General features: G+C 39.3%; 22 protein-coding genes and 2 pseudogenes. 7 read left to right on the top strand and 17 right to left on the bottom strand.

Annotated features, from left to right (window positions below):
- Window positions 1–55: 55 nt before the first annotated feature.
- From tviB to L0B17_RS07190, 15 genes and pseudogenes are all read right to left on the bottom strand, one after another.
- On the bottom strand, window positions 56–1336 hold the full coding sequence (gene tviB / locus L0B17_RS07260) for a Vi polysaccharide biosynthesis UDP-N-acetylglucosamine C-6 dehydrogenase TviB (protein WP_272491888.1): 1281 nt from the start codon (window positions 1334–1336) through the stop codon (window positions 56–58).
- A gap of 152 nt (window positions 1337–1488) precedes the next feature.
- Window positions 1489–2460, bottom strand: coding sequence for a Wzz/FepE/Etk N-terminal domain-containing protein (locus tag L0B17_RS07255; protein ID WP_235088820.1), 972 nt, complete (start codon window positions 2458–2460; stop codon window positions 1489–1491).
- 118 nt (window positions 2461–2578) lie between these two features.
- A pseudogene (locus L0B17_RS07250) lies at window positions 2579–5325 on the bottom strand (SLBB domain-containing protein).
- Window positions 5326–6003: 678 nt separating this feature from the next.
- Window positions 6004–6513 (bottom strand): transcription/translation regulatory transformer protein RfaH, encoded by a 510-nt coding sequence (gene rfaH, locus L0B17_RS07245; protein ID WP_235088815.1) that lies wholly within the window; start codon window positions 6511–6513, stop codon window positions 6004–6006.
- 243 nt (window positions 6514–6756) lie between these two features.
- A complete protein-coding gene (locus L0B17_RS07240; RefSeq protein WP_235088811.1) occupies window positions 6757–7308 on the bottom strand; it encodes a DUF4136 domain-containing protein in 552 nt (183 codons plus the stop codon).
- Between the two features lie 133 nt (window positions 7309–7441).
- Entirely contained in the window at window positions 7442–7867 is a 426-nt protein-coding gene (gene ruvX / locus L0B17_RS07235; protein ID WP_235088806.1) for a Holliday junction resolvase RuvX, read from the bottom strand.
- A gap of 53 nt (window positions 7868–7920) precedes the next feature.
- A complete protein-coding gene (locus L0B17_RS07230; RefSeq protein ID WP_235088798.1) occupies window positions 7921–8061 on the bottom strand; it encodes a hypothetical protein in 141 nt (46 codons plus the stop codon).
- A 9-nt stretch (window positions 8062–8070) separates the two neighbouring features.
- A complete protein-coding gene (locus L0B17_RS07225) occupies window positions 8071–8676 on the bottom strand; it encodes a YqgE/AlgH family protein (protein WP_235088796.1) in 606 nt (201 codons plus the stop codon).
- Window positions 8677–8750: 74 nt separating this feature from the next.
- Complete coding sequence (gene yciH, locus L0B17_RS07220; RefSeq protein WP_235088787.1) at window positions 8751–9080, bottom strand: stress response translation initiation inhibitor YciH; 330 nt, start codon at window positions 9078–9080, stop codon at window positions 8751–8753.
- Window positions 9081–9512: 432 nt separating this feature from the next.
- The gene (gene hemH, locus L0B17_RS07215) at window positions 9513–10526 is read right to left on the bottom strand and encodes a ferrochelatase (RefSeq protein WP_235088785.1); all 1014 of its coding nucleotides are present in this window, start codon (window positions 10524–10526) and stop codon (window positions 9513–9515) included.
- A gap of 124 nt (window positions 10527–10650) precedes the next feature.
- Window positions 10651–11181: a glutathione peroxidase gene (locus tag L0B17_RS07210; protein WP_235089673.1), complete on the bottom strand. Its 531-nt coding sequence runs from the start codon at window positions 11179–11181 to the stop codon at window positions 10651–10653.
- A gap of 319 nt (window positions 11182–11500) precedes the next feature.
- A complete protein-coding gene (locus L0B17_RS07205; protein ID WP_235088776.1) occupies window positions 11501–12025 on the bottom strand; it encodes a hypothetical protein in 525 nt (174 codons plus the stop codon).
- 35 nt (window positions 12026–12060) lie between these two features.
- Entirely contained in the window at window positions 12061–12615 is a 555-nt protein-coding gene (locus L0B17_RS07200; protein ID WP_235088774.1) for a hypothetical protein, read from the bottom strand.
- A 182-nt stretch (window positions 12616–12797) separates the two neighbouring features.
- Window positions 12798–13909, bottom strand: a pseudogene (locus L0B17_RS07195) (PilT/PilU family type 4a pilus ATPase).
- Window positions 13910–13920: 11 nt separating this feature from the next.
- A complete protein-coding gene (locus tag L0B17_RS07190) occupies window positions 13921–14958 on the bottom strand; it encodes a type IV pilus twitching motility protein PilT (RefSeq protein WP_226414088.1) in 1038 nt (345 codons plus the stop codon).
- 24 nt (window positions 14959–14982) lie between these two features.
- On the opposite strand from L0B17_RS07190, the gene L0B17_RS07185 reads away from it, so the two are divergent.
- The 7 genes from L0B17_RS07185 (at window position 14983) to L0B17_RS07155 (ending at window position 22194) form a co-directional block, all read left to right on the top strand.
- Window positions 14983–15675, top strand: a complete 693-nt coding sequence (locus L0B17_RS07185) for a YggS family pyridoxal phosphate-dependent enzyme (protein ID WP_235088770.1) — start codon at window positions 14983–14985, stop codon at window positions 15673–15675.
- 153 nt (window positions 15676–15828) lie between these two features.
- Window positions 15829–16647: a pyrroline-5-carboxylate reductase gene (gene proC / locus L0B17_RS07180; protein WP_235088765.1), complete on the top strand. Its 819-nt coding sequence runs from the start codon at window positions 15829–15831 to the stop codon at window positions 16645–16647.
- Between the two features lie 129 nt (window positions 16648–16776).
- Window positions 16777–17325 (top strand): YggT family protein, encoded by a 549-nt coding sequence (locus L0B17_RS07175; protein WP_235088758.1) that lies wholly within the window; start codon window positions 16777–16779, stop codon window positions 17323–17325.
- Between the two features lie 236 nt (window positions 17326–17561).
- Window positions 17562–17969: a DUF4426 domain-containing protein gene (locus L0B17_RS07170; protein WP_235089669.1), complete on the top strand. Its 408-nt coding sequence runs from the start codon at window positions 17562–17564 to the stop codon at window positions 17967–17969.
- 214 nt (window positions 17970–18183) lie between these two features.
- Window positions 18184–18801 (top strand): RdgB/HAM1 family non-canonical purine NTP pyrophosphatase, encoded by a 618-nt coding sequence (gene rdgB, locus L0B17_RS07165; protein ID WP_235088756.1) that lies wholly within the window; start codon window positions 18184–18186, stop codon window positions 18799–18801.
- A gap of 95 nt (window positions 18802–18896) precedes the next feature.
- Window positions 18897–20033 carry a radical SAM family heme chaperone HemW gene (gene hemW / locus L0B17_RS07160; RefSeq protein WP_235088751.1) on the top strand — a complete coding sequence of 379 codons (1137 nt, stop codon included), beginning with the start codon at window positions 18897–18899 and terminating at the stop codon, window positions 20031–20033.
- Window positions 20034–20340: 307 nt separating this feature from the next.
- Entirely contained in the window at window positions 20341–22194 is a 1854-nt protein-coding gene (locus L0B17_RS07155; protein WP_235088747.1) for a DUF885 domain-containing protein, read from the top strand.
- Between the two features lie 443 nt (window positions 22195–22637).
- Here the strand turns inward: L0B17_RS07155 and L0B17_RS07150 are convergent, their stop codons facing one another.
- Both L0B17_RS07150 and L0B17_RS07145 read right to left on the bottom strand, forming a co-directional pair.
- The gene (locus L0B17_RS07150; protein WP_235088746.1) at window positions 22638–23579 is read right to left on the bottom strand and encodes a LysR family transcriptional regulator; all 942 of its coding nucleotides are present in this window, start codon (window positions 23577–23579) and stop codon (window positions 22638–22640) included.
- Window positions 23580–24044: 465 nt separating this feature from the next.
- Window positions 24045–24896 (bottom strand): YggN family protein, encoded by an 852-nt coding sequence (locus L0B17_RS07145; protein ID WP_235088744.1) that lies wholly within the window; start codon window positions 24894–24896, stop codon window positions 24045–24047.
- Window positions 24897–25068: the final 172 nt, after the last annotated feature.

Genomic DNA, 25068 nt, shown 5'->3' with positions numbered 1-25068 from the left:
AATTCTTTAAGGTGTTAGGTTTTATAATTCAAAAATAAGTTAATAAGTTAATAAGTTATAAACGCATATCAACGTCTTGTTTATCAAGAACATATTTTAAGTCATATAATACATGTTCAGATTTACCTAGCGCACGTATTGCCTTAGCCCCCATAGCACGAAACTCATTATGTGCAACAGCAATAATAATCGCATCATAATGATTCACTTTCGGCTCATCACATAAAGAAAGCCCATACTCATGCACTGCTTCGCGACTAGCACACCAAGGGTCAATAATATCAACGTTAATATTATATTCTTTTAGCTCTGATATAATATCTATAACTTTGGTATTGCGTAAATCAGGGCAATTCTCTTTAAAAGTAAAGCCCATAACCAATACATTGGCCCCCTCAACATGGATACGCTTTTTTAGCATTTTTTTCACTAGTTGAGAAACCAAATACTGCCCCATGCCGTCGTTTAAGCGGCGGCCAGCTAAGATCATTTCAGGGTGATAACCCACGCTTTGTGCCTTGTGTGTCAAATAGTAAGGGTCTACGCCAATACAATGTCCACCGACAAGTCCTGGGCGAAAAGGAAGAAAATTCCACTTAGTTCCAGCCGCTTCGAGCACCTCTAGAGTATCAATACCAAGTTTGTTAAAAATAATAGATAGTTCATTGATGAGAGCAATATTCACATCGCGCTGAGTGTTTTCAATAACTTTTGCCGCTTCTGCAACTTTAATACAAGACGCTTTGTGCGTACCTGCAACAATAATTGTCTTGTATAACTGATCTACATATTCAGCGACTTCTGGTGTCGAACCACTAGTAACTTTTAAAATGTTGGTGACACGATGTTCTTTATCACCAGGATTAATACGCTCTGGTGAATAACCAGCAAAAAACTCTTGATTAAATTTAAGTCCAGAAACACCTTCTACAACAGGTATACAATCTTCTTCAGTTGCACCAGGATAAACCGTAGATTCATAGATAATTACATCACCTTCCTTAATTATTTTACCTAAAGTCTCTGAAGCTTTAATCAAAGGAGTAAGATCTGGCTGTTTATGCTCGTCAATTGGTGTTGGTACTGTGACAATAAAGACATTACATTCTTTTAGTAGTTCTAGTGATGTGGTATAAACTAGTTCTATTGCTTCCGACAATTCCGCACTTGAGCATTCTAATGTGCTGTCATGACCAGCACTGAGTTCATCTATGCGCGCTTGATTAATATCAAATCCAATTGTAGAACGCTGTTTACCAAACTCAACAGCCAGTGGTAAACCTACATAACCTAAGCCAATAATGCCAACTTTGGCATTTGCTATATCAAACATCATTACAAATATCCTTAAATAATAAAATTTTACTTTTTCATATTAAATTTTCAAACTCACGTGAGACATTTTTAATTTCTAAGAAGAGTGTCGTTGTGTGAATTTGAGGCTTTAGGTTCTAGCAAACTGTCGTTATTAAATACAGTAATGAAGTACTAACTTCCTTTTCTAGAAAAATACCTAATTAATACCAACATTATAGCCAACATACCACCTAACATGGTGCCTAACACAACAATCAATGCACGCTTAGGCTTAGCTTTTTCTTCAGGTACTAATGCAGGGTCAATCGTTTTAAATACATATTCATCACGCACTTCGGCAAACATCACTGTTTTAGCTTGCTCTTCAACTAATTTGTATAGAATAGTGCGGATATCTGCAACATTGGTTTGCTGAATTTGTTTCTGTAAGAAATCAATACTACGATTTGCTTCAGCTACCTCTCGCGTTTTCATTTCTTTATTAATATCAGCGATTAACCAGCTTACCCATTGCTGAGCAATCACTGGGGACAAATGCTCTACTGATACAGTCACCATACCTGTGTCTTTTGCTGCATTAACTGTCATGATTTTACTGAATTCTTTATACGCTTCTTGCATAGAAGGTTCTGACTGAAAAGGTGCTTGTACTTGACGAAGCCACTTTTGTTCTGCAGCACTATATAACTCTTGATCATAGATTATGGCATTATTTGCCATATCCCATTTTTTAGCGGCCATTAAATCAGCAAGAATATTATGCTTTTGAATAAATGAGCTAGCGAATTGACGTGATTTCATTACCTCGATGGCCATTTGGGTTTTGTCTACGCCACCGCCGCCAGCTAAATTAATCCCTGCCATGCTTGCTAAGCCGCCAAACTGTCCAGCAAGCGCCGCTAAACCACCACCGCCTTGCTGGGTATCAGCTGGCGACAATAATGCTTCTGACTTATAAATATTTGGCTGACTAATAGCAAAAAATACCGAGCCAACTGCAAAAACAAAAGTAATGGCAATAATTATCCACTTGCCTTGCCAAATCACTGAGAATAGCTCTCGAAGATCTATTTCATCTGAATTATTCTGCGATGAGTTTGGTGAAAAGTTTGCGTCGGGATAGTTATGTATTTCTGTCGACATTAATGAATTATCTCTTTAAATGATTATAAAATTAACAGTGATAACTGTTGTAACAGAGTACTGAAAGTAATGATTAGTGCATGTCTCTAATCATTACTCTGTTGTTTATGATGTAAAATTACAAGCCAGAAATAGCGGATATTGCTACGGCGGTGTTATAGATAATTCCGGTAACTTGAGTCCAAAGAGTTAAGTTATCTTTATACTCTGTGTCTAACGGCATTATTACAGTGTCACCTGGTGACATTTCTGTATCACTGGCAAACCAAGCGCTGTTACTCGGTAAAGTCACTGAGCCATCGGCTTTAATGATATAAACACGGTCTTCATCTGCACGTTCGCGTGGCCCACCTGATAATGCAAGATATTGTTCAAGCGTATAACCAGATTTAAACCTATGCGTTGATGGGTGTTGAACTTCGCCCATGACTGCGATTGTTTGTTTTATGGCTGGAATATAAAGTACATCGGCATCTTCTAACTGCAAATCGGCTTCATCAATGCCTAAGCTAATAGCATTTAAATCAACGACCAATCGACCTACTGCTTTTATATTCTCTAAATCAGTTAGCATCATTTGAGCATCAGCATAATTGACTTGAATACCATCTTTAGAAATACCACGACTGGCAATATCACGGCGTAACTGATTGGCAAGCTTTTTGATTTCTAACTCTTCTTGCTGTCTTACTGATTCGCGTACAAACACAGATGCGTTTTGCGCGGCATACTCAGTAAAACCTCCCGCACGCTCTAACAATTTGGCTAATGTTTCTCCACGGGCGATATTATAAACGCCAGGAAATTTAACTTCGCCACGAAGCTCAACGCTTTTACTTTCTTGCCAGTCTGGAATAGTTTGAATGGTCAAAGCATCGCGACTTTGTAAAGCAAAATCAGCCGACCGGTCGCCCATTAAGGCCGACGCGACATCAACACTTAAATGCGTGATACCTGAACCATTAGCATTAATTTGTGTCCTGGTTAGTTCAGCTTTTTCAATGTATGCGCCTTCAGTTAAGCCACCAGCAGCTTTAATTAAGTCACTCACAGTTGAATTTTCACTTAAAGGATATAAACCAGGGTGTCTAACCTTACCCGCTGCAGCAACAACTTTAACATTAGAATGACTATTACCCTGTTGGTAAAGCTTGCTAATGATTGGATAAAGTAATTCGCCTCTGCTCATTGCATAGCTGACTTTAATAAGTTCAATATCGTCAAATAAGTTAGCTAACATTTGTGACACTTCAGTTTTTACAGCACTTTGCTCTTTCGACGCCTCAGTGCCTGTAATGATGACACCACCAATGTTTGTTTTAGAGACTTTTTTGTTGCCTGAAAAGTCTAATGATTCAAAACCAGATTGAAATAAATCGTTGCCTAAGAGTGAGTCACCTTTAAGCTCAGCAACTTTTGCAACTCGTTGCTTAACCAATTTATTTAACTCAAAACGGTTTTGAGTAGCATCGTCGTAGTTAAAAACCAGAATTTTATCACGTGGCGACAAAGCTAGATTATCAGTTAAGCTACCACCTGCAATTGCTGCACCTAATGAAAACTGCAGCACATTGATGTCACCATATTTATTCACTTCACGAATAACTAAGGCGTAGTTTAAATCGGCACTCGGTGCTAAATCGCCCCACACACTCGGCAAAACATCGGCGATAGTAATTCCTTCTCGCCATTGATATTTACCAGGACGAACGACTGCACCAGCTAACGTAATGGTGTTTTCAAATTGGCTAGATGAATTTTTAACTCGAATAAAATCGCCATTTTTAGCTAATAAAGTTTGATCTTTGGCTGATGTTAAATCAAGGTTAATAAGACTTTTCAATCCGTTACTATTAAAGCGTTCCAAACTGGTGGCTTTAGGGTATGCGCCGGCTTTTACGCCTGCTGCCATAGTAACAATGTCTGAGATAGTTTCATTGGGCGATATTTCATAGATTGCAGGTCTTCTGACTTCCTGGTTACACTTACTAACCCACCAACGGCTGGAATGAACACAACATCACCTGAACGCAGATTAATATCACCAGATGCATCACCTCGTAATAACAAATCATACAAATCAAATTTGCCGACTAAACGCCCACCACGTTTAATTTGAATGTTTCTTAAACTGCCTATTTCATTAATACCACCCGCAACAAATAGCGCTTGCGTGATAGTTGATAAACTCGACACTGTATAAGAGCCCGGTTTATAAGCATCACCCGCGACAAAAATACGAATAGAACGAAGCTCACCCATGCTGATATTAGATTCAATACCAATCATTTGTTGCTTAATTCGCTCGCTAATTGACTCTCTGGCTTCTGAAAAACTCATACCACTTAAAGGTATAGGCCCAAGAGATGGAAACTGAAGGTTACCATCGCGACCCACTGTTAAACTGTATTCCTGATTTTCTTTACCATACAATTGAACATTAATGACGTCGCCAGGGCCTATCATATATTCGCTTGGTACTGGAACATCTGACACCGGAGCAAACGTTGAAGGTTCACCTGCAAACATTTCATAACCAAATCTAGTTAGCTCATTACGCTTACTATCTCGTTTAAAATCGTATTCAGATTCAGAGTCTGATTTTCTTGTTGCTAAAGATTCCGACTCACCGGCTCGTTCAGTAACCACCTCAGGATTTTCAATTCTTGACGCCGTGCTACTGGTTCCGCCAAAAGCGGATGGATCGATACCATATTGCTTTGCAATTCTTGCTTGCTCTGATTTAGGCAACTGTTTAAATTGCTCAATCATTTGTGGTGATGGGGTAACCGCGTCTACTGGCGTAGTGAGTATAATAAAGGCAGATAAGCCTGCAATGAATAATGTTTTGGTTTTATGAAACACCAGGTATCTCCAATATTATTAATAGAATTAGGGTGGCATCGAGAGCCTAGAACGGACTTAGTCCGGCTAGAGGGCTTCGCTGCTATAAAAGCGGTAAATAAAGCGATTACAGGCCGTATCACTTATGGATGACGGAATGTTTCGGTAAAATAAGTAAAGCTTTTGGTAGCAAAAGTCAAAACGGATTAAATCGGCAGCATGCTGAACTTTCAAGATCTATGCTATCGCTCCGCGTAGCGACCGAGACGGTCTTAGACGCGCTCTAAAAGACAGAAATTTTTCTGTATTTTGCCTTCCAGACACGCTACCGCCCATAGATTGCGGCTTCTATAGTGCCCTTCGCTTCGCGAAACTTCTTATTTTTAATTATAGATTCATTAGTCCAAAGTGAACCAATGAAAAATTTGGCTCGTATTATAACTGAAGTGTGTTGTTAAATATGTAGAAAAATCAGCCAGTCGGCACTTAAAAACCATTTTATTAAACTGATAGACCAAACCTAGCAAAAAAAACATAAAGAAAATACAGTAAACCACTGATTTTAAATGCCATAACGCAAAAACATTAAACGGGTTGATTAGTCGCTACATCTCTTAAAACTAAGTTGTATAGCCAATATCTTACAACATTATAAGTACATATCTAGTTAACTGACCAACTTTCGTTCAACTCGTTTAATTAATACTCATTATCTGTTGTACTTTTTTTGATTGCTTGCTCATCAATTAAAATACGTTTCTGTTGACCCATAATATTAAACAACACATAACAACGTTTTTCAGCGTTCCGCTCTTCAAAAATAGCTTCTAGATTAATAAAGGGACCATCTATAAATGTCACTTTATCGCCTTTAGCTAAACATTTTTCCTGCTCAGGTACAAATGCATTAACCCGCCTTTTAAGGCTATTAATAAGTCTATCGTCTATAGGCGTCATGACTTCTTTGCAGCCAATAATCCGACTTGCACCTCTTGTTGAGTGAATTTTACTCACGCTGAACTCGGTAGGGTCAAAGTAGATAAAGAGATAATTAGGGAATAAAGGCACGTCGACCATTTTGGTGGTAGATTTGGATTTTTTTGATTCTTTAATCATTGGTAAGTAGCTTTCAATTTGTTGAAGCGCTAAATTTTGCTGCGCGCGTAATTCTTCACGCGGTTTACAATATAAAAGATACCAAGATTTCATGATGACTCACTTACATATGAAGGGTGAATTTCCTTATCACAGCTAAGAATTTTATCAAATGGGTGAGAATGGGTAAAGATAAAAAGCAGAGGATGCTTACTTATATGGCTGGTCGATCATGTTTATTTGAGTCTGCTTATCCTGGTAATACTTATACTTAGGAAGAGCTGCTCACAGAACTGTTAACAAATAAAGCGCAGTCCAAAAGAAAAGCGCTTTATAACCAGTATCAATTTTATACTATCATTTTGTTTGTGGAGGGAAAGCTGACATCACATGTCCAATGGCACTATTGATAATATCGACACGCTCTTGTGGGGTGTTTTGATCACGGATGGTGTCTGCAACACTGCCACGCCATACTAACTTACCTGTTTTGTTGTCAATTAGATCAATAATTAATGTACCCACTTCATATTCACGTACAGTGGTTTGAGTGTGCATTGAACCACTCCATCCCCAACCTGGCCCATAGTATGGGTTATAGCCAAAGTTGTTATTAAAAGTATCAATATTAATTTTCTTATCTACTTTGGTCAGGTAATTAACTAATAAATCCGCTTCAGCGGCAACTTTAGTTAATCCTTTGGCTGCCATTTGATTATCAACAGCATCTCTAACACGCTGATCAAGCAGTCCATCTAAGTGATAACCTTTGTCTGCTTCTTTTGTCGCAACCCAAGTGAATGTTTTATATTGATCAAATGCTACAGCAGGGTCAAAATCGGTATTGGTTTTTAGTGTGCTACAAGCACTTAAGGCTAATACCGCTATCGCTAAAACTAACTTTTTCATAGAAGCTCCAAAAACATTTAAATAATCACAAGGTTATAGACAGTAAAACGATTGTCAAGTTCAGTATTTAATCAATAAATTAAATATTGTTGAAGCTAACGAATAGTCAGATTTAAAATCACGATACAACCGATTAGTCTCCGAATTGGTTTTCAAAATAACTTTCAACAATCAGTACTGCTGAAACTGCATCAATTTGCCCTTTCGATAATGCTTTAAATCCACCAAACTCAAACAACCGTGCTTTAGCATCTGCCGTTGTTAAGCGCTCATCTTGAGTGGCGACTTTTATACCAAAGCGACCATTAATTCGATTAGCGAATTTACGCGCACGTTGGGTCATTTCTTGCTCGGTACCATCCATATTTAACGGTAACCCTACTACCACTAGATCTGGCTGCCATTCGGCTATCAATTTGCCAATGTCATCCCAATTGGGAATGCCGTCAACCGCTTTAATCGACATTAACGGGCTGGCACTGGCTGTAATAGCTTGTCCGATTGCAATACCAATGCTTTTGGTACCATAGTCAAAACCTAATATGGTTTGAGGTTGCATGATGTTCCTTCAGGAAGTAATTTGGTGCTAAAGTGTATATTCTAAACCTATCGTCAGCGCTTAAGGTTAATGCTGTCTGACTGGAACACGACTCTGCTATAAACACTGTTGGCTATATGTACCGTGACTTCGGCAGTTAATAAAGAAATGCCAACAATGAACAGTGCGGCAGTTTTAGCGATTAACCATTCCAACTTATCACCTTAAGCATGACCTACCTGGGATGAAATTTGCCACATATCAAATCCTAACTGTTTAGAGGCAATATCCCATAAATGCTCAGGCTGTTTGGTATAAAGTAATTCAGGAGTGGCTTTAATGGTTAACCAGGTATTATTAGCTAACTCTTGTTCCAATTGGTCTTTCCCCCAACCGGCATAGCCTAATGCAACCACATAATCTGCCGGCGATTTTTGAGTACCAATTGCTGATAACACATCGCGTGATGTGGTGAGCATGCAATAGTCTGTTACTTGATGGCTATTCATCCAATTCGACTGTGGACTATGAAGCACAAAGCCACGATCTGGTGACACTGGGCCGCCCGACAATACTTGAGCGTTAATATAAAAAGCCGATTCAGGTGAAGGATTCAGTCCCATTTGATCTAACAAGTCTTCAAGATCAAGACCAATAGGGCGATTAATAACCAATCCCATAGCACCTTTTTCATCATGCTCACAAATGTAGATAACACTACGCTCAAAAAATGTTTCTTCAAGCGATGGCATAGCAATTAATAGATGTCCTTGAAGACAGTCACCAAGTAGACGGCCTTTTTTAGTAACACTGACTTCTGAACCATCCATAATATCTTCCCTTATTTGAATACTAGGCTTTATATTAATAATTTTTTGATGTGAGAGCTTTAATATTTAAGGCGTTATCCACCCGCTAGCTTTACCGTATAACTCATTTTTTCTAATAATGTTTTTAATTGTTCACGGTTATCGGTTTGAACTTCGATATCGAAGTCTTTCACAGTACCGCCACAACCGCACTGTTTTTTAAGTTTTTGTGCTAAGGCTTTAAGTTCAGTTTGCTCTAAAGCCAGGCCCTTTATCACACTGACACCTTTGCCTTTTCGACCTTTAGTATCTTTATGGATCCGAACTATGCCATCACCATCAGGTACTGCTTCAACTTGTTTTTCTGGCTCAATACGGCCTTTATCGGTACTGAATACCAACCTTATATTAGGATCTATTCTCATAATTAATTTTTGATTTGTAACAGTGGATTTAGTCTATCAAATTGAAATAGAACAGGCGAGAAAGTAAATTTTTATACTGTAGGGTTGGTACTAAGTTTCAACAAAAATAGATCCCCGATAAAAGCTCTCGGGGATGACGTATAGGCAGGGCTAAATTACGAACATTTTACGCACAAATTAAGTGTATTTTTAAAACTACAATTATTCAGATGTTATCTCCTCATAAAAATTGAAGAGATTCTGTATTGAAATGATTAACTGTGAGCAACAAACGCAAAATCATTCCGGCATACTTCTACACGTCATCCTGGCAATGATTCTACACGTCATCCCGGCAATGATTCTACACGTCATCCTGGCAATGATTCTACACGTCATCCCGGCAATGCTTCTACACGTCATCCCGGCAATGCTTGTGGGCCGGATCTGTTACTAACAATAAGGTTTTACAATGTTAGCCATCATTTGAATGTGGTCATCATTGTCATTTAAACATGCAATGTATCTAAAGTCTGTACCACCAGCACCTTCAAATACATGCCGATTTTCACCTTGAATTTCTTCTAAGGTTTCTAAACAATCAGCGCTGAAAGCAGGACAAATAACGGCGATGTTACTAATGCCTTTTGCGGGTAATGCTTCAATAGTTGCATCTGTATAGGGTTGCAACCACTTAGCTTTACCAAAACGAGATTGAAACGTTGTAATGTAATCGTCTTCGGTCAACCCTAGTTTTTCAACCACTAAACGAGTAGTTTTCATGCAAAAACAATAGTATGGATCGCCTAGATGCAAATTGCGCTCAGGCATACCATGATAGGACAAAACTAACTTTTGCGGTTTGCCATGTTTAGCAAAATCTTGTTCGATAGAATTGGCCAAGGCTGAAATTAGATCAGGATGATCATGATAGGTATTAATAAAATGTAAAGCAGGTAAGTAGCGCCACTTATATAATTCTTTAGCTATCGCATCAAATGCTGATGCTGTAGTTGGCGCGGCGTATTGAGGATATAGCGGCAATATCACCAGGTTATCAATTCCTTGCTTGTGCATTTTTTGCAAAGTTGCAGCCACCGAGGGTGAGCCATATCGCATAGCAAGGTGTACGCTAGCATCAACGCCGCTGGATGCTAATAATTTATCTAATTTAGCCTGCTGTTGCTGACTGATTGCCAGCAGAGGTGAGCCATTTTCAGTCCAAATCTGTTTATATAAAGCAGCAGATTTTGCAGGGCGAACCCGCAAAATAATACCGTGCAATATAATCATCCATATGAGTTTAGGAATTTCGACTACACGAGGATCGGCTAAAAACTCTGCTAAATAACGTCTGACGGCTGAGGCAGTTGGTGCATCAGGTGTACCTAGGTTTAATAGCAATACGCCTGTTTTACCGCGAGCACTGTGCCCTGTCTCTTTATCTAATCCTGAAAATCGCGCCAAAACTCGCTCCTAATATAATAGACTGATGATGCACTGATGATTATGTTTCTTTATAACGAGAGGATATTTGGAAAATATTCTCTTGTCTCAATTTTTTATTAAAAATGCGACTGAAAGTAAATAATTAAAGACTTAACTGCTTGTCGATAGCCTTTTTAAGCTCTTCACTATCAGGTTTTACGCGCGAGTTAAACTGGGTCACAGTCTCGCCATCACCAGATACTAAATATTTGTAGAAATTCCACTTAGGTGCAGTGCTTTTTTCATTCAAGTGTTGAAACACTGAGTTGGCATCGTCACCACGCACAGGTGAGGTGGCAACCATAGTGAATGTCACCCCATAATTGATAAAACAAACATCCGCGGTTTTAGCCTCATCTTTTTCTTCTTGGAAAAAATCATCAGATGGAAAACCAATAACCACTAACCCTTTGTCTTTATATTGTTTATGTAAAGCTTCAAGCCCTTCAAATTGTGAGGTAAAACCACAGTTGGAAGCCGTGTTTACAATTAACACTGTTTTGCCTTGGGTTAACTCACACAAGTTGACGTTATCGTCTGAATGCAGTTTACGTGCTTCAACATTGAGATAGTCAGGGCAACTTGCTGCACTGACATTAGCATTAGCATTAGCATTAGCACTGAAAAATGTCATACCAATAGTCACTACCACTAGCGATGATAACACCAAAGAACACTTTGCCATCGAAGGAAGAGCCTTTAAAAACATTTGCGATAAACCTGACATAAGTAATCCTTATTAAATTGATGAACACGTGAAGTTACTACTATATTTAACTCAATATACTGAGATCCAACGTACAAAACCTTACTTAATATACTCTTACTTTTCAAACCCGAGCTAGTAAGCACTAACTCACAGGGGCTAGCAGCGATTGAATCAACACGAATAACGGGTTGTACATGTTGTGCATACGATTAAACTGCGGGCTTAGATCATTGTATAAATACGATTAAAAATAAAAGCCGACATTAATGTTCAAGCGAGAGCGCCACGAAGTGTCACCATTATCAATACCAACACCGTCACCGCCCACAAAATACATATTTTTACCCGCTATCCAATCGACGTATGAATAAAACTTACCGGCAGTAATAGCACAACCCGTGACATTTTGAACCGAGTCAGCCAGTCCGTTACCAGATGCAAGGACGGTACTGTAGTCGTTATAACAATTAATATTTGAAATAGGCCCCCACTTAACATCGATAGATTTTGATACGTTAGCCGTGACTACATCTGCTTGCGCCGCTATTTCAAATGGATATGAAAATGCAGATAATGCGATACGATTAGCCTGCTTAACATCATAGTTATAATGTAAGTATTGCAATTGAAGTTGCCAGGTTTGCCAATCTGCTTGCCAATGCACTGCACCTGCGAATGCGTTTATATCATCTGCATTAGCAAAGGTACTATCAATGCCCCCTTCACTGGCAACATAATCTAGCTGGCCATATTGAATTGAACCGCCCACTTTATGGCTAAAACTATTGTGGCTTATCTCATATTCTACCGGGCATTTAATTGGCCAGATTCTTGATAAGGTGACTGTTCTGTCGTCGCAACATCAAAAGAGTAGCGATCAAAGCGGCTACCGTTACCGTATTCGTCATTGGCAAAATAAGCTAAATCAACACGCAAATTTTCGTGCTGATACTGATAATGTATTCCGGCATCATAATCATCTTCAAAGCCTATATAGTATGTCGCACCAAACCAAAAAGAATGTGCTGCATACGGCAATAGTCCAAATGGCACTTGGGTAACACCGACTTGTACTGATTGCGCCTCATCAAATTGATAGCCCATATAGGCATGATGTACGACATCCATATCCTGGTACCAACGATATTGAGCAGACGCAAACAAGCCATCATCAGTTTTATAATTCACATCGGCGCGAAATAACTCAAACTCTAGTTTTGCGTTATTGTCATAGTCTTTCCAGCCATAATTAACGCGAACTGCGCCACCAATATCTAGCTCATCAGTGACCTCAACGGCTTGGGGCTGGAAAGATAAAATAGCGAGCAGTAATGGTGATGATTTCTTGAGGAAAGACATGAAATAATCCTTAGGGTGGTGTTAACGGAATGAATGCAAAGCCCCATTTAATAACTGCTGTAAAGTGACGGCTTAATTACTTATGGGATAAGGTACAGAAAAAAGGGCATCTATTATAACAAAAAACCGCAACGATTGTTGCGGCTTATTTATAAATGAGACTAAGCGCTAATTATCCTCGCTTAATCCATGTCTAGTGTTACACCTTCCAAAAAGCCTGAATTAGACGTGTCATTGGTTTTAAGCTTAATCATTAGGCGTAAATCATTAGGAGAATCGGCATGGTGTAATGCATCGGCATAACTGATTTCACCTTCAGAGTACAAACCAAGTAGGGCCTGGTCAAAGGTTTGCATGCCCTGCTCATTCGACTTAGCCATGGTTTCTTTCAGTAAATGCAGTTCATTTTTTGCAATCAAACTACCAATACGCGGTGTATTGATAAGGATTTCAATTGCAGCACGACGGCCTGAACCATCAGATTTAGCAATGAGCTGTTGGGCAACAATACCACGTAAGTTGAGTGATAAATCGAACAACAACTGAGTATGCTTACTTTCCGGCACTAAATGCATAATACGATCAAGTGCTTGGTTAGCGTTGTTAGCATGCAGAGTTGCCATACATAAGTGACCCGTTTCTGCAAACGACAGTGCAAATTCCATGGTTTCTTGGGTACGGATTTCACCAATCAAAATAACATCTGGTGCCTGGCGTAAAGAGCTTTTAAGCGCCGCATCAAAAGACACGGTATCAATACCCACCTCTCTTTGGGTGACAATACTTTTACGGTGGTTATGCACGAACTCGACAGGATCTTCAATGGTTAAAATATGTCCACGAGCATGGGCGTTACGATAACCCACTAACGCTGCTAACGAAGTTGACTTACCCGTTCCCGTACCGCCAACCATAATAATTAAGCCACGCTTGCTCATGACTAAATCTTTAAGAATGGGCGGCAGCTTCAAATCATCCACTTCAGGAATGTTGGTTTCAATACGGCGCATAACACAGCCTGCGGAGTCACGCTGCCAAAACGCACTCACACGAAAACGCCCTAAGCCCGATACCGCATAGGCAAAGTTACATTCACGAGACTCTTTAAACTCTTTTTTCTGCACATCTGTCATTAAAGATTCAACAAACTCTAATGACTGGGCAGGTGTTAGCTTTTGCTCTGAAAGAGTATGTAACTCACCATCAATTTTGGCACTGGGTGGAAACATAGCTGTGATAAATAAATCAGAAGCTTTTTTTCAACCATAGTGGCTAAAAAAGGGCGGACATCCATTGTACTATTCCTTAAAAGTTGGCTTGTTTATTACCGCTTTTCTGCATGGCATCTTCACGTGTAATCAAACCACGATTGACTAAGGTTTGTAAGCACTGATCTAATGTTTGCATACCATGAGCCATACCGGTTTGAATAGCTGAGTACATTTGCGCCACTTTATCTTCACGGATTAAGTTACGAATAGCCGGTGTCCCCATCATAATTTCGTGTGCAGCAACACGTCCTCCGCCAACCTTTTTAACCAGCGTTTGTGAAATAACCGCCTGTAATGATTCAGACAACATAGTACGTACCATGCCTTTTTCACCGGCAGGAAATACGTCAACAATACGGTCAATGGTTTTTGCCGCTGAAGTGGTATGTAAGGTACCAAACACTAAGTGACCAGTTTCAGCTGCTGTCATAGCTAAGCGGATAGTTTCTAAGTCACGCATCTCACCCACTAAAATAACATCGGGATCTTCACGCAATGCACTTCTAAGCGCGGCATTAAAACTATGGGTATGTTTGTGCACTTCGCGTTGGTTGACCAAACATTGCTTGTTTTGATGCACGAATTCTATTGGGTCTTCAATCGTTAAAATGTGCTCATGGCGATTTTCATTAATATAATCGACCATTGCCGCTAACGTAGTTGATTTACCCGAACCTGTTGGTCCAGTTACTAACACTAACCCACGGGGATAACTGGAGATCTTTTTGAAAATATCTGGCGCACCGAGTTGTTCAAGTGACAAAATATCTGAAGGAATAGTACGAAAAACAGCACCTGCACCACGGGATTGGTTAAATGCGTTAACACGAAAACGTGCTAAGTTGGGTACTTCAAACGAGAAATCTATTTCAAGATGTTCTTCGTAATCTTTACGCTGCTTGTCGTTCATAATGTCATACACTAAGCTGTGTACGCCTTGATGATCTAACGGTGGCAAGTTAATTTTTCTGACTTCACCGTCAACACGGATCATAGGTGAAACACCTGCAGAAAGATGTAGATCTGATGCTTTATGTTTTACACTAAAGGCCAGTAATTCAGTGATTTCCATTATAGAGACGTCCATTTTAACAACATGAATACAACAATAGCAGACAGATTATCAATCGCCCAGAGTAGAATGAATCAAGCGGCGCAAAAATGTTCACGCTTGCCCAGTGAGATAAAGCTGCTTGCGGTGAGTAAAACCAAACCAATTAGCGACATTATAGAAGCTTATCAGGCTGGGCAACGACTTTTTGGCGAAAATTATGTCCAAGAAAGTGAGCAAAAAATTATTGCATTACAGCAGGCTTATCCTGATATTGAATGGCACTTTATTGGCCCATTACAATCAAACAAGACTAAAATCGTTGCAGAGCACTTCGATTGGATGCATACCTTAAGCCGTGAAAAAATCGCTCAACGGCTAAGCGATCAACGCTCGGCACAAAAATTACCGCTGCAGGTGTGTATTCAAGTTAATATTAGTCAAGAAGACAGTAAATCGGGTATTGATCCACAGGCGGTTATTACATTAGCGGAACAAATAAACCAAATGCCTAATTTAGCATTACGCGGGGTTATGGCTATCCCTACCGCAACCGATGACCTTCAGGTTCAGCAATCTGAGTTCAGTCAACTGAAGCAAATATATCAACAGTTACAACAAAAGTTTGCAGGAATTGATACCCTTTCAATGGGGATGAGTGGCGATTTAGATATGGCCATTGCTAATGGTTCAACCATGGTAAGAATTGGCAGTGCGATATTTGGCGAAAGATCGTAAACAAAATTAACAAATATCATTATATGTCGTCTCAAACTAGTCGTTAAATGTGCTTTAAATAGCAATACCTCAAGCACCCAAGATTGAAAATGACGTTTTTGCCCTCATATAGACAATATTGATACACAATTGAATTAAAAGTTGGACAATACAATGACACAAGCAAAAGTATGTTTTATTGGTGCGGGCAATATGACTCGCAGCATTATTAGCGGACTGGTAAAAAACGGTTACCCAAGTGAATTAGTTCACGCGACCAACCCAAGTCAACCCAAGCTTGATGCCCTGAGTGCTGACTTTGGTATTTTGGTGTCTAACGATAATATTCAAGCGGCAAAAGATGCCGATGTGATTGTACTCAGCGTCAAGCCTCAATTGATGCAACAAGTTTGCGAGTCGATGCAAACGCTCGACTTATCAAATAAGTTAGTCATCACTATTGCTGCAGGTATTCCAGCATCTAGATACCAACAATATTTCAATCAGCCCATTAAACTTATTCGCACTATGCCTAATACGCCTACACAAATAGGTTATGGCATGACTGGTATTTTTGCTGATAACAGTATTACTGAAGCACATAAAGCCATATGCCAAACTTTGATGGAAAGTGGTGGCAAAGTTATTTGGGTCGAAAAAGAAAGTGAACTGAATCAAGTTATCGCCCTTGCTGGCAGCTCGCCAGCTTATTTTTTCTTGTTTATTGAATCAATGATAGAAACAGGTAAAAGAATGGGGATGGATGAAGCCAAAGCGCGGGCATTAGCCGAGCAAGCGGCATTAGGTGCGGCGCAAATGGTGATTCAGAATCAAGATTTATCTTTAGCAACATTGCGTAACAATGTCACCTCAAAAGGAGGCACAACGGCCCAAGCTGTTGAAACCTTTGAAAAAGGTGGCTTGCGTGAATTAGTCGATAGCGCGATGAGTAATTGTGTGGCTAAAGCTGAAGAAATGGCAAAAACATTTTAAGTCTATAAATTAAGTGTGTTATCAGTTTTGAGTGCTAAAATCACTCATACTATTTTTACAGCATTGGTTTAATTTGATAAATAAGCACAATGACTACACCCAGTTCACTAAAACGGTAAAGGCAACATCATGAATGCGATGAGTTTTTTAGTTAGCACCTTGTTTGATTTATATTTAATGGTGGTTATTTTACGTTTTTGGCTACAGCTAGTTAAAGCCGATTTTTACAACCCATTTAGCCAATTTGTTGTTAAAGCCACCCAACCGATTGTGGCACCAATGCGCAGAGTTATTCCTTCTATAGGAAGCATTGATACTGCATCGCTAGTATTAGCTTTAATCGTAGTAATAGTAAAAATGTTATTGCTGACATTTATTGCTGGCGCGGGAATTGATATTGCGACCTTATTACTGTTTTCGGTAGTTTCGGTATTGAAAAACGCTGGGGTATTACTATTTTGGATGTTGCTGATCCGTGCGGTATTAAGCTGGTTTAACCAGGGCAACAACCCTATTATAATGATAATGTCTCAGCTTACCGACCCAATTTTAGCGCCAATTCGTAAGATTATTCCGGCAATTGGTGGGTTAGATTTATCCGTATTAGTGCTGTTTATTGCGATGAATTTTATCAATATTTTATTTTCCCAATACATTCCATTTTGGGCGATGATTTAGTTACAAAAATATCACCTTGTGTAGGCAGGCTATTTATAGCCTGCCTTTTTTATATCAAAAAACGACACTAGATTGTGGTAATCAGTGACGTTACGTTTATTACAACGCTTAACGATAGATTTAACCGCGACACACAATTTATAGCGCTATACTTATCGTTCAGACATATGGCAGTTTGCCCTGCTGTTAAAAAGGATATTAAGATGTTTAATAAAATATTTCCATTTGCACTCATCATGAGCTTAATGCTGTTAATAGCACCAGCCCAAGCAGAACAGAAGCAACAAGTCGGTAGTTTTGACATTCATTATATGGCGCTTAGTAGCACCTTTATTACGCCTGCTATAGCTAAAACCTATGGTATTGAGCGTAGCCGCTATAACGGCATTATCAATATCGCTGTATTAGATACAAGCCAAGCAGGTAATCCAGCTGTTGCGGTTGAAATATCAGGAATAGCTAATAATTTGCTTGATGCCAAAATGGCGCTCAACTTTAAAGAAATTCGTGAAGGTAACGCCATTTATTACATTGCTGAGGTCCCCTATCGTGACGATCAAGAAATTAATTTTTCGATTGTCATTAAACACGCTAAAAAGTTAAATACCTCGTTAAAATTTAAACAGAAATTCTATATTGATTAGCATTAGCCGATTAATCCTAATCAATAAATAGCGGTTAAATAAACAGTAAATAACACTATATATCAGCTATTTGACGCACTAAACGTTAGCTAAGCATTACCTAAATATTGATTAAACTTTACTGGTTAACATAGCTTGCCAAACTGTAGCCTTTTTTTAGCGCTTGCTTGAGGTATAATGCCGAACTTTTGAGATGACAAGATAAGGCAATATCATGCAAGCACCCATTTCACAACAAATTGTGTTAGCCAGTGGCAATAAAGGTAAACTTAACGAGTTTGATCAAATGTTGGCCCAATTCAATATTCAAGTGCTTGCCCAAAGCCAGTTTAATGTCTCTGAAGTCGCTGAAACCGGCACTACATTTGTTGAAAATGCCATTATTAAGGCTCGCCATGCTGCTGAAATTACAGGTAAACCTGCCATAGCCGATGACTCTGGTATCGAAGTTGACGCGTTAGATGGTCAACCGGGTATCTATTCGGCACGCTATTCAGGCCAAGGGGCGACAGAAGTAAGCAACTACCAAAAGCTGCTAACCGAAATGAAGCCTCATCAGAATCGTGCTGCTCGTTTTCAGTGCGTGTTAGTGTATATGCGTCACGCCAAAGACCCTACGCCAATTATTTGCCAGGCTGCATGGGAGGGTACTATTAATGTAGCCCCCCAAGGTGAACAAGGCCACGGCTATGACCCTATTTTTATTCCGCACGGATTTGATAAAACCGCCGCAGAATTAACCAGTGATGAGAAAAATGCCCATAGTCACCGCGGTAAGGCATTAGCCATGTTAGTGACAGCCATGCAGGATAAAGGCATTATCCAAGTATAACAATCACTTACAAAGCAACCACTTGAATAGAAGTTTTAAATCGTTTCCGCTAAACGAATAATGTAATCACACCCAATTAAATAGGCTATCCATCGATGTTGTCATTACCACCACTCAGTTTGTACATCCATATTCCGTGGTGCGTGCAAAAATGCCCTTATTGCGACTTTAATTCCCATGGTCAAAATGGCGAGTTACCCCAGCAGCAATATGTCGATGCCTTATTAGCTGATCTTAAAAATGATTTGAGATATGTCCAGCAAAGGCCTATTCACACCATTTTTATTGGTGGCGGTACTCCTTCATTATTCGACGCCAGCCAAATACAACGTTTACTCGAGGGGGTTGAAGCCATGATCCCTTTTGAAGAAGACATTGAAATTACTATGGAAGCTAACCCTGGCACGCTTGAGCACGATGATTTTGCTGCATACCGCGCCGCTGGTGTGACGCGTTTGTCTATTGGGGTACAAAGTTTCTCTAAAGAAAAGCTTAATCTGTTGGGGCGCATACACGACCAAGATGAAGCAAAAACCGCAGCAGAAAAAGCGAAACAAGCTGACTACTTAAGTTTCAATTTAGACTTAATGCATGGTCTACCAAATCAAAGCTTTGATGAAGCTATGCATGATATTGATACCGCAGGCGCACTAATGCCACCGCACTTATCTTGGTATCAACTCACGATTGAGCCCAATACCTTATTCCACTCTAAACCACCACAATTACCCGATGATGAAAAGTTGTGGCACATTTACGAGCAAGGACAACAAAGACTTGCAGCGTTAGGCTATGAGCAATACGAAATATCTGCCTACGCTAAACCTGGGTTTCAGTGCCGACATAATCTTAATTATTGGAAATTTGGAGACTACTTAGGTATTGGCTGTGGTGCCCACGGTAAAATTACTCAGCCCGATACCGATAGCATTACTCGCACCGTAAAAATTAAGCACCCTAAGGGCTACTTAGCAGCCAGAGATTACACCTCAGAAACCACAGAGGTTATTACCGAAGATAGGGCCTTAGAGTATTTGATGAACCGTTTACGCCTAATGACGCCAATCCCTAAAGCGGAATTTGAAGCACGAACAGGTCAAAGTGCTGAAGTGGTTAAAGAAGGCATGGTTAAATCGATTAATAGAGGCCTATTAACTGAAACCGACACTCATTGGCAATTGACTTCAAAAGGCCATATGTTTGTAAACGATCTTTTATCGCAGTTTATTTAATCTGCCTGATATTTATTGTTATCGTATACCTGCCAGCGTATTTATTGATAGACGTTCATTAAATCCTGGCCTCATTGTTATCAATTTGCTCATGCTAACTTATTAACTGTAATAGGCATTAAGTTAGCATGAGGTGGCTAGTTGGATTATTCTAACTCATCTGCAAATAGGCTAATACAACATCACCACGCTATGTCTTTTCAGGTTAATTTCACAATATCGAAACACTTACTAACACTTCAATTTACACTTTTACCTTCAGCTTTATTAGGATAGCGTTTTTAAAAATAAGATTGGAATGTCTGCAATGCTGATAAAAACTAAAACAACTCTACTTGCGTTAACTCTTTCTAGCCTTTTAAGCGGTCATGTTTACGCCCATTCACAGTCAATGCCTGTTGATAGCACCAAAGAAAGTGTTGAGACAGTCAGTACCCCACAAACAGAGTCTCAAAAAGCTAATGCATTGTTTGATGAATTATTCATGCAAAGTATTATGGCTGACCCTATCAATCAAACCTATTTAGGCATAAAGCAAGATTATGATAAATGGAGTGATATTTCAGATGCTGGTGCAGATAAAAAGCTTGCACTGGCTAAAGCACAGTTAGCTCAATTACTCACGTTAGATGTCAGCAAACTCGATCAACAAACAACCTTAAGTTTTGAGTTATTTAAAGCAAGCTTAGAGCAAGCTATCGCTGATGATAAATGGCGTTACCATACTTACCCGGTTAATCAGATGTATGGCATGCACTCAATGATTGCTTCACTATTAATCAATCAACATCAAATTACCGACATCAGTGATGCTAAAGCTTATATTGGTCGTTTAGTGGGCGTAAAACCGCTGCTAAAGCAACTTGAAACTGAATTGGCCATACGTGCAGAGAAAAACATTATTGCACCTAAATTCGTATTCCCTTACATAATATCAGACAGCAAAAACATTATTACTGGTGCACCTTTTGATGCAACCGGTGAAGACAGTGCGTTATGGGCTGATTTCAATCGCAAAGTAGCAAAATTATCTATTACTGAATCAGAAAAAGAGTCATTACTTGCTGATGCAAAATCCGCTTTAATAGCCAATGTAAAACCAGGCTACGAAAGCTTAGTAAGTTACCTTGTTAAATTAGAGAAAAAAGCAGACAACAAAGATGGCGCATGGAAGTTTCCTGACGGTGAAGCTTATTACAACAACGCTTTAATCCGCACAACAACGACTAACATGACCTCTGATCAAATTCATGACTTAGGGTTAAGTGAAGTCGCGCGTATTCAAGATGAAATGCGTATTATCATGAAAAAAGTAGGCTTTAAAGGTGATTTACAAGCGTTCTTTGCCTTCATGCGAGATGACAAGCAATTCTACTACCCAGACACACAAGCGGGTCGTGATGCTTACATCACTGATGCTAAAGCACTGATTGATAATATGGAATTGCGTTTAGATGAAGTATTTAAAATTAAACCTAAAGCCAGTTTAGTTGTCCGCCTGGTAGAAGCATTTCGCGAAAAATCAGCCGGTAAAGCATTCTATGACCAGCCTGCACCAGATGGCTCACGACCAGGTATATATTACGCTAACCTGTATGACATGAGCGCTATGCCTAACTATCAAATGGAAGCATTGGCTTACCATGAAGGTATTCCTGGTCATCATATGCAAATTGCCATCGCACAAGAATTAGAGGGTATTCCACAATTCCGTAAGTATGGTCGTTATACTGCTTATAGCGAAGGTTGGGGGTTATATACTGAATACTTCCCTAAAGAAATGGGCTTATACGCAGATCCTTATTCAGACTTTGGTCGCTTAGCAATGGAATTATGGCGTGCTTGTCGCTTAGTGGTTGATACCGGTATTCACACTAAAAAGTGGACCCGTGAACAAGGTATTGCTTACTACACTGATAACACACCCAATGCAGAGTCTGATGCGATCAAAATGGTTGAGCGTCATGTAGTCATGCCTTCTCAAGCCACCGCTTATAAGGTTGGTATGTTGAAGATCCTTGAACTGCGTGAACACGCCAAAAAACAGTTAGGCGATAAGTTCGACATTCGTGACTTCCATACATTGGTGTTGAAGAATGGACCGTTACCATTAGATGTATTGGAAACTAAAGTAGACCTGTGGATTAAGTCGATTAAATAACCACCTTAGTACAAGATAAGTATTTTAACGATATGCAGCAACCATAGGTTGCTGCTTTTTTGCACAAAAAAATAACCCCAGACAAAGTCTGGGGTAAACCAATTAAACTAGGATGATGGTTTCAAAGCTGGCATTGTTTTAGTTATAAACCGTTGCCAGCCGTGACTCAAAACTTGCGAAGTGGCTGATTTGTACACGCTAATGAAAAGGGGTCATTTCTCAAAATCGTACTTATTCAAATCATTTCGAATCAACTAACACCTATTGTATTCAAATAAGAACAGACTGCAACACCCTTACAACAAGAAACTCGTAAACCATTGATTTACCACTTTAGCCCATACCAGACAACAAAACCCCTAAGTCAATGAAAATAAATGAAAATAAAAAAGCCATGCTATTCAGCATGGCTTTATTCTATTTAAAGAACAATGTTTCCAAAATTACTTACGTAATTTATACAAGTGTTCGAATTTAGTATCCCAGTATGGCGATGTACCAATATGACCTTTAATAAAGTCAATAAAGGCACTGACTTTTGGGGCTAAGTGTTTACGTCGTGGATACACTGCTTGCAATGGTAAATTGTTGGTCAATTGCCAATCGGTCAATAAAGGCACTAATGTGCCTTTTTCAATTTCATCTTCCATTAAATAACTGGCAAGATAAGCAATGCCTAAGCCACTGACGGCTGCTGATTTTAATGCAGGAGCGTTATCCACTCGAAAATTACCAGATACACCAATTTCGCAGTAATCGTCACCCTTCTTGAACTGCCACATGCTGTGCTCATGCCACTCACCTTGATACACAAGGCAATTATGTTCAACAAGCTGTTCTGGGCGCGATATATTACCGTGTTTAGCAACATACTCTGGTGATGCCGCTAATAAAAACTGACACTTCATTAATGGGCGCGCTACCATGCCTAAAGGTAGTTGCTCTGACATGGTCAGTAACAAATCTAAACCTTCGCTAACGACATCAACTTTATGGTCCAACAAACTTACCTGTAACTCTAACTCAGGGTGTTTAGCCATAAATGCTGGTAAGGCAGGAATAAGATGCATTGTTCCGAAAGACTGTGAAATACCCACTTTAAGTACACCACGTGTGGCATCATTCAAATTATGCACACTAGAAACCGCTTGTTCAGCGTCGCGAAGCAACTCTTCACCTTGTAAATAAAGTAAATTACCCGCTTCAGTTAAACTTAAACTACGCGTGGTTCGCTGAATAAGCTGAACACCTAGTTTATGTTCTAAATCAGCAACTTGAGTGCTAACTTTAGATTTAGATATTCCAAGGCGTCTTGCGGCAGCACTAAAACTGCCTGCGCGAGCAACATGGGTAAAAATGGCAATTGGTTCTAACAGTTCTAACATGAAAGTCGCCTTAAGCTGTTACGACATTGAAAACGATTTTCGGCAATTTCTTTACTCACTTTATCTTCCACGAATGTCATATCAATGAAAAACAGTGGATTAAATCGCATTATTAAACGCTAATTAACCACGAATAAGTTGTAAGGTTACGCCAATTATCCGAAAAACTAACAAAAATTTAAATAGAGTGTATTTTTCTTATAATTTTTATGAGTATAACAAAAAACTATATCATTGCTCTATATTTATAATTGAGAATTTTTTTATCAGAACAAACTGAGGGTTCAACTAAGGCTGTTAACATTGAGGAGGAGCACTAATATAAAAAGCCCCTGCAAGGTAAGCACAAGCAGGGGAAAGTCAGGAGATGAACATTAGACCGGTAAACCAATGACTTACATGGTCAAACCTCAAGTTAACACGCTTGAGTTGCTTACAGTATTATGGGTCAGGGAATAAATAAGCTTATTTAGATGAAGATTGCACTTCTAAACTCGCTAACTTGTAAGGTGCTAATTGTGGAATATCTTTTCTAAGTTGATTCTCAAGTACCATTAACTTTTCAAAATCGCCACACACTTTGTCAGCTCGCCCCTCTAAAGCCTTAGATTGTGACTCCATTTGTAGCTCAATATCTTTACCCACATTGTCCATTTTAGCGGCAAAGGCATTCATTTTCTGTTCAAATGTTCCACCCTCAGAAGACATTATCTGACTTCCCATGCTCATCATTAAGCTACCAATTGAGTTTGAAACAATATTTTCCATTTCTTGCTCAAATTCATCATTAAAGGTTTGCTCTAACGATGACTCTGTTGAGCCAATAAAATACTTATCACCCTGTTGAAAAGCCATAGCATCAACACGCTGCTCAATGCCATTCATCAATTTATTAATTTGGCTACCTGCTGCATCTCCGAGTAATGGAGTCAGCGCCATTGTCACCGCCTGGGTCGCCAAGGTAACAACCTCACCGACAAGCTCTACTACCTCAGGCACCTGACGAGAAACTTCATCAGAGTATTGAGTTAATGTTTTTTGCTGTGCTGGCGTTAATGCTACCGCTTTACCTTCAACGTATAACTGCCCTACCTCAACACGATATTTTTCTAGCCCCTTTTCGCTAACCTTAACGGATTTAGGCTCAACGGTGACATCATAGTGTAAGGTGACGTTGCAGTTTTGATCGTTTAAAGACATTTTAGCCATTGCTGGAGTATAGGCTCCGGCAGTAAAAATCAGTCCCGAGAATATCATCCCTGTCAGTAGCTTTTGGCCTGTAAAAATGGTCTTAGTTGTTTGATTATCTTGAGTCATTTAATAAATCCTTTTTAAGTATGGGATTACAATTGACTAACAATAAACAGTCAATTACTAACAATTATTTGTATATTACCAATGATAAGCAGGTAATATGCCAACAAAAATAAACAATTTAATTTCAATGCATTACATGAAAACACAAATATGATTAGCCGACACAACCAAA

Origin of the sequence: Shewanella sp. OMA3-2, from assembly GCF_021513195.1 — a bacterium.
Lineage (GTDB): Bacteria > Pseudomonadota > Gammaproteobacteria > Enterobacterales > Shewanellaceae > Shewanella.
The sequence above is the reverse complement of the archived record's forward strand: the minus strand, read 5'-3'. Positions and strand labels throughout refer to the sequence as shown.

Excerpts from the sequence above, each read along its gene's own strand:
- rfaH (WP_235088815.1), bottom strand. The coding sequence starts at position 6,513 with ATGAAATCTTGGTATCTTTTATATTGTAAACCGCGTGAAGAATTACGC.
- L0B17_RS07150 (WP_235088746.1), bottom strand. The coding sequence starts at position 23,579 with ATGTTAGAACTGTTAGAACCAATTGCCATTTTTACCCATGTTGCTCGC.
- L0B17_RS07155 (WP_235088747.1), top strand. The coding sequence starts at position 20,341 with ATGCTGATAAAAACTAAAACAACTCTACTTGCGTTAACTCTTTCTAGC.
- hemW (WP_235088751.1), top strand. The coding sequence starts at position 18,897 with ATGTTGTCATTACCACCACTCAGTTTGTACATCCATATTCCGTGGTGC.
- L0B17_RS07240 (WP_235088811.1), bottom strand. The coding sequence starts at position 7,308 with ATGAAAAAGTTAGTTTTAGCGATAGCGGTATTAGCCTTAAGTGCTTGT.
- L0B17_RS07210 (WP_235089673.1), bottom strand. The coding sequence starts at position 11,181 with ATGACATTTTTCAGTGCTAATGCTAATGCTAATGCTAATGTCAGTGCA.
- yciH (WP_235088787.1), bottom strand. The coding sequence starts at position 9,080 with ATGAGAATAGATCCTAATATAAGGTTGGTATTCAGTACCGATAAAGGC.
- L0B17_RS07170 (WP_235089669.1), top strand. The coding sequence starts at position 17,562 with ATGAGCTTAATGCTGTTAATAGCACCAGCCCAAGCAGAACAGAAGCAA.
- L0B17_RS07225 (WP_235088796.1), bottom strand. The coding sequence starts at position 8,676 with ATGGATGGTTCAGAAGTCAGTGTTACTAAAAAAGGCCGTCTACTTGGT.
- L0B17_RS07175 (WP_235088758.1), top strand. The coding sequence starts at position 16,777 with ATGAATGCGATGAGTTTTTTAGTTAGCACCTTGTTTGATTTATATTTA.
- tviB (WP_272491888.1), bottom strand. The coding sequence starts at position 1,336 with ATGATGTTTGATATAGCAAATGCCAAAGTTGGCATTATTGGCTTAGGT.
- L0B17_RS07145 (WP_235088744.1), bottom strand. The coding sequence starts at position 24,896 with ATGACTCAAGATAATCAAACAACTAAGACCATTTTTACAGGCCAAAAG.
- L0B17_RS07200 (WP_235088774.1), bottom strand. The coding sequence starts at position 12,615 with ATGTCTTTCCTCAAGAAATCATCACCATTACTGCTCGCTATTTTATCT.
- rdgB (WP_235088756.1), top strand. The coding sequence starts at position 18,184 with ATGCAAGCACCCATTTCACAACAAATTGTGTTAGCCAGTGGCAATAAA.
- ruvX (WP_235088806.1), bottom strand. The coding sequence starts at position 7,867 with ATGCAACCTCAAACCATATTAGGTTTTGACTATGGTACCAAAAGCATT.
- L0B17_RS07185 (WP_235088770.1), top strand. The coding sequence starts at position 14,983 with ATGAATACAACAATAGCAGACAGATTATCAATCGCCCAGAGTAGAATG.
- proC (WP_235088765.1), top strand. The coding sequence starts at position 15,829 with ATGACACAAGCAAAAGTATGTTTTATTGGTGCGGGCAATATGACTCGC.
- L0B17_RS07255 (WP_235088820.1), bottom strand. The coding sequence starts at position 2,460 with ATGTCGACAGAAATACATAACTATCCCGACGCAAACTTTTCACCAAAC.
- L0B17_RS07190 (WP_226414088.1), bottom strand. The coding sequence starts at position 14,958 with ATGGAAATCACTGAATTACTGGCCTTTAGTGTAAAACATAAAGCATCA.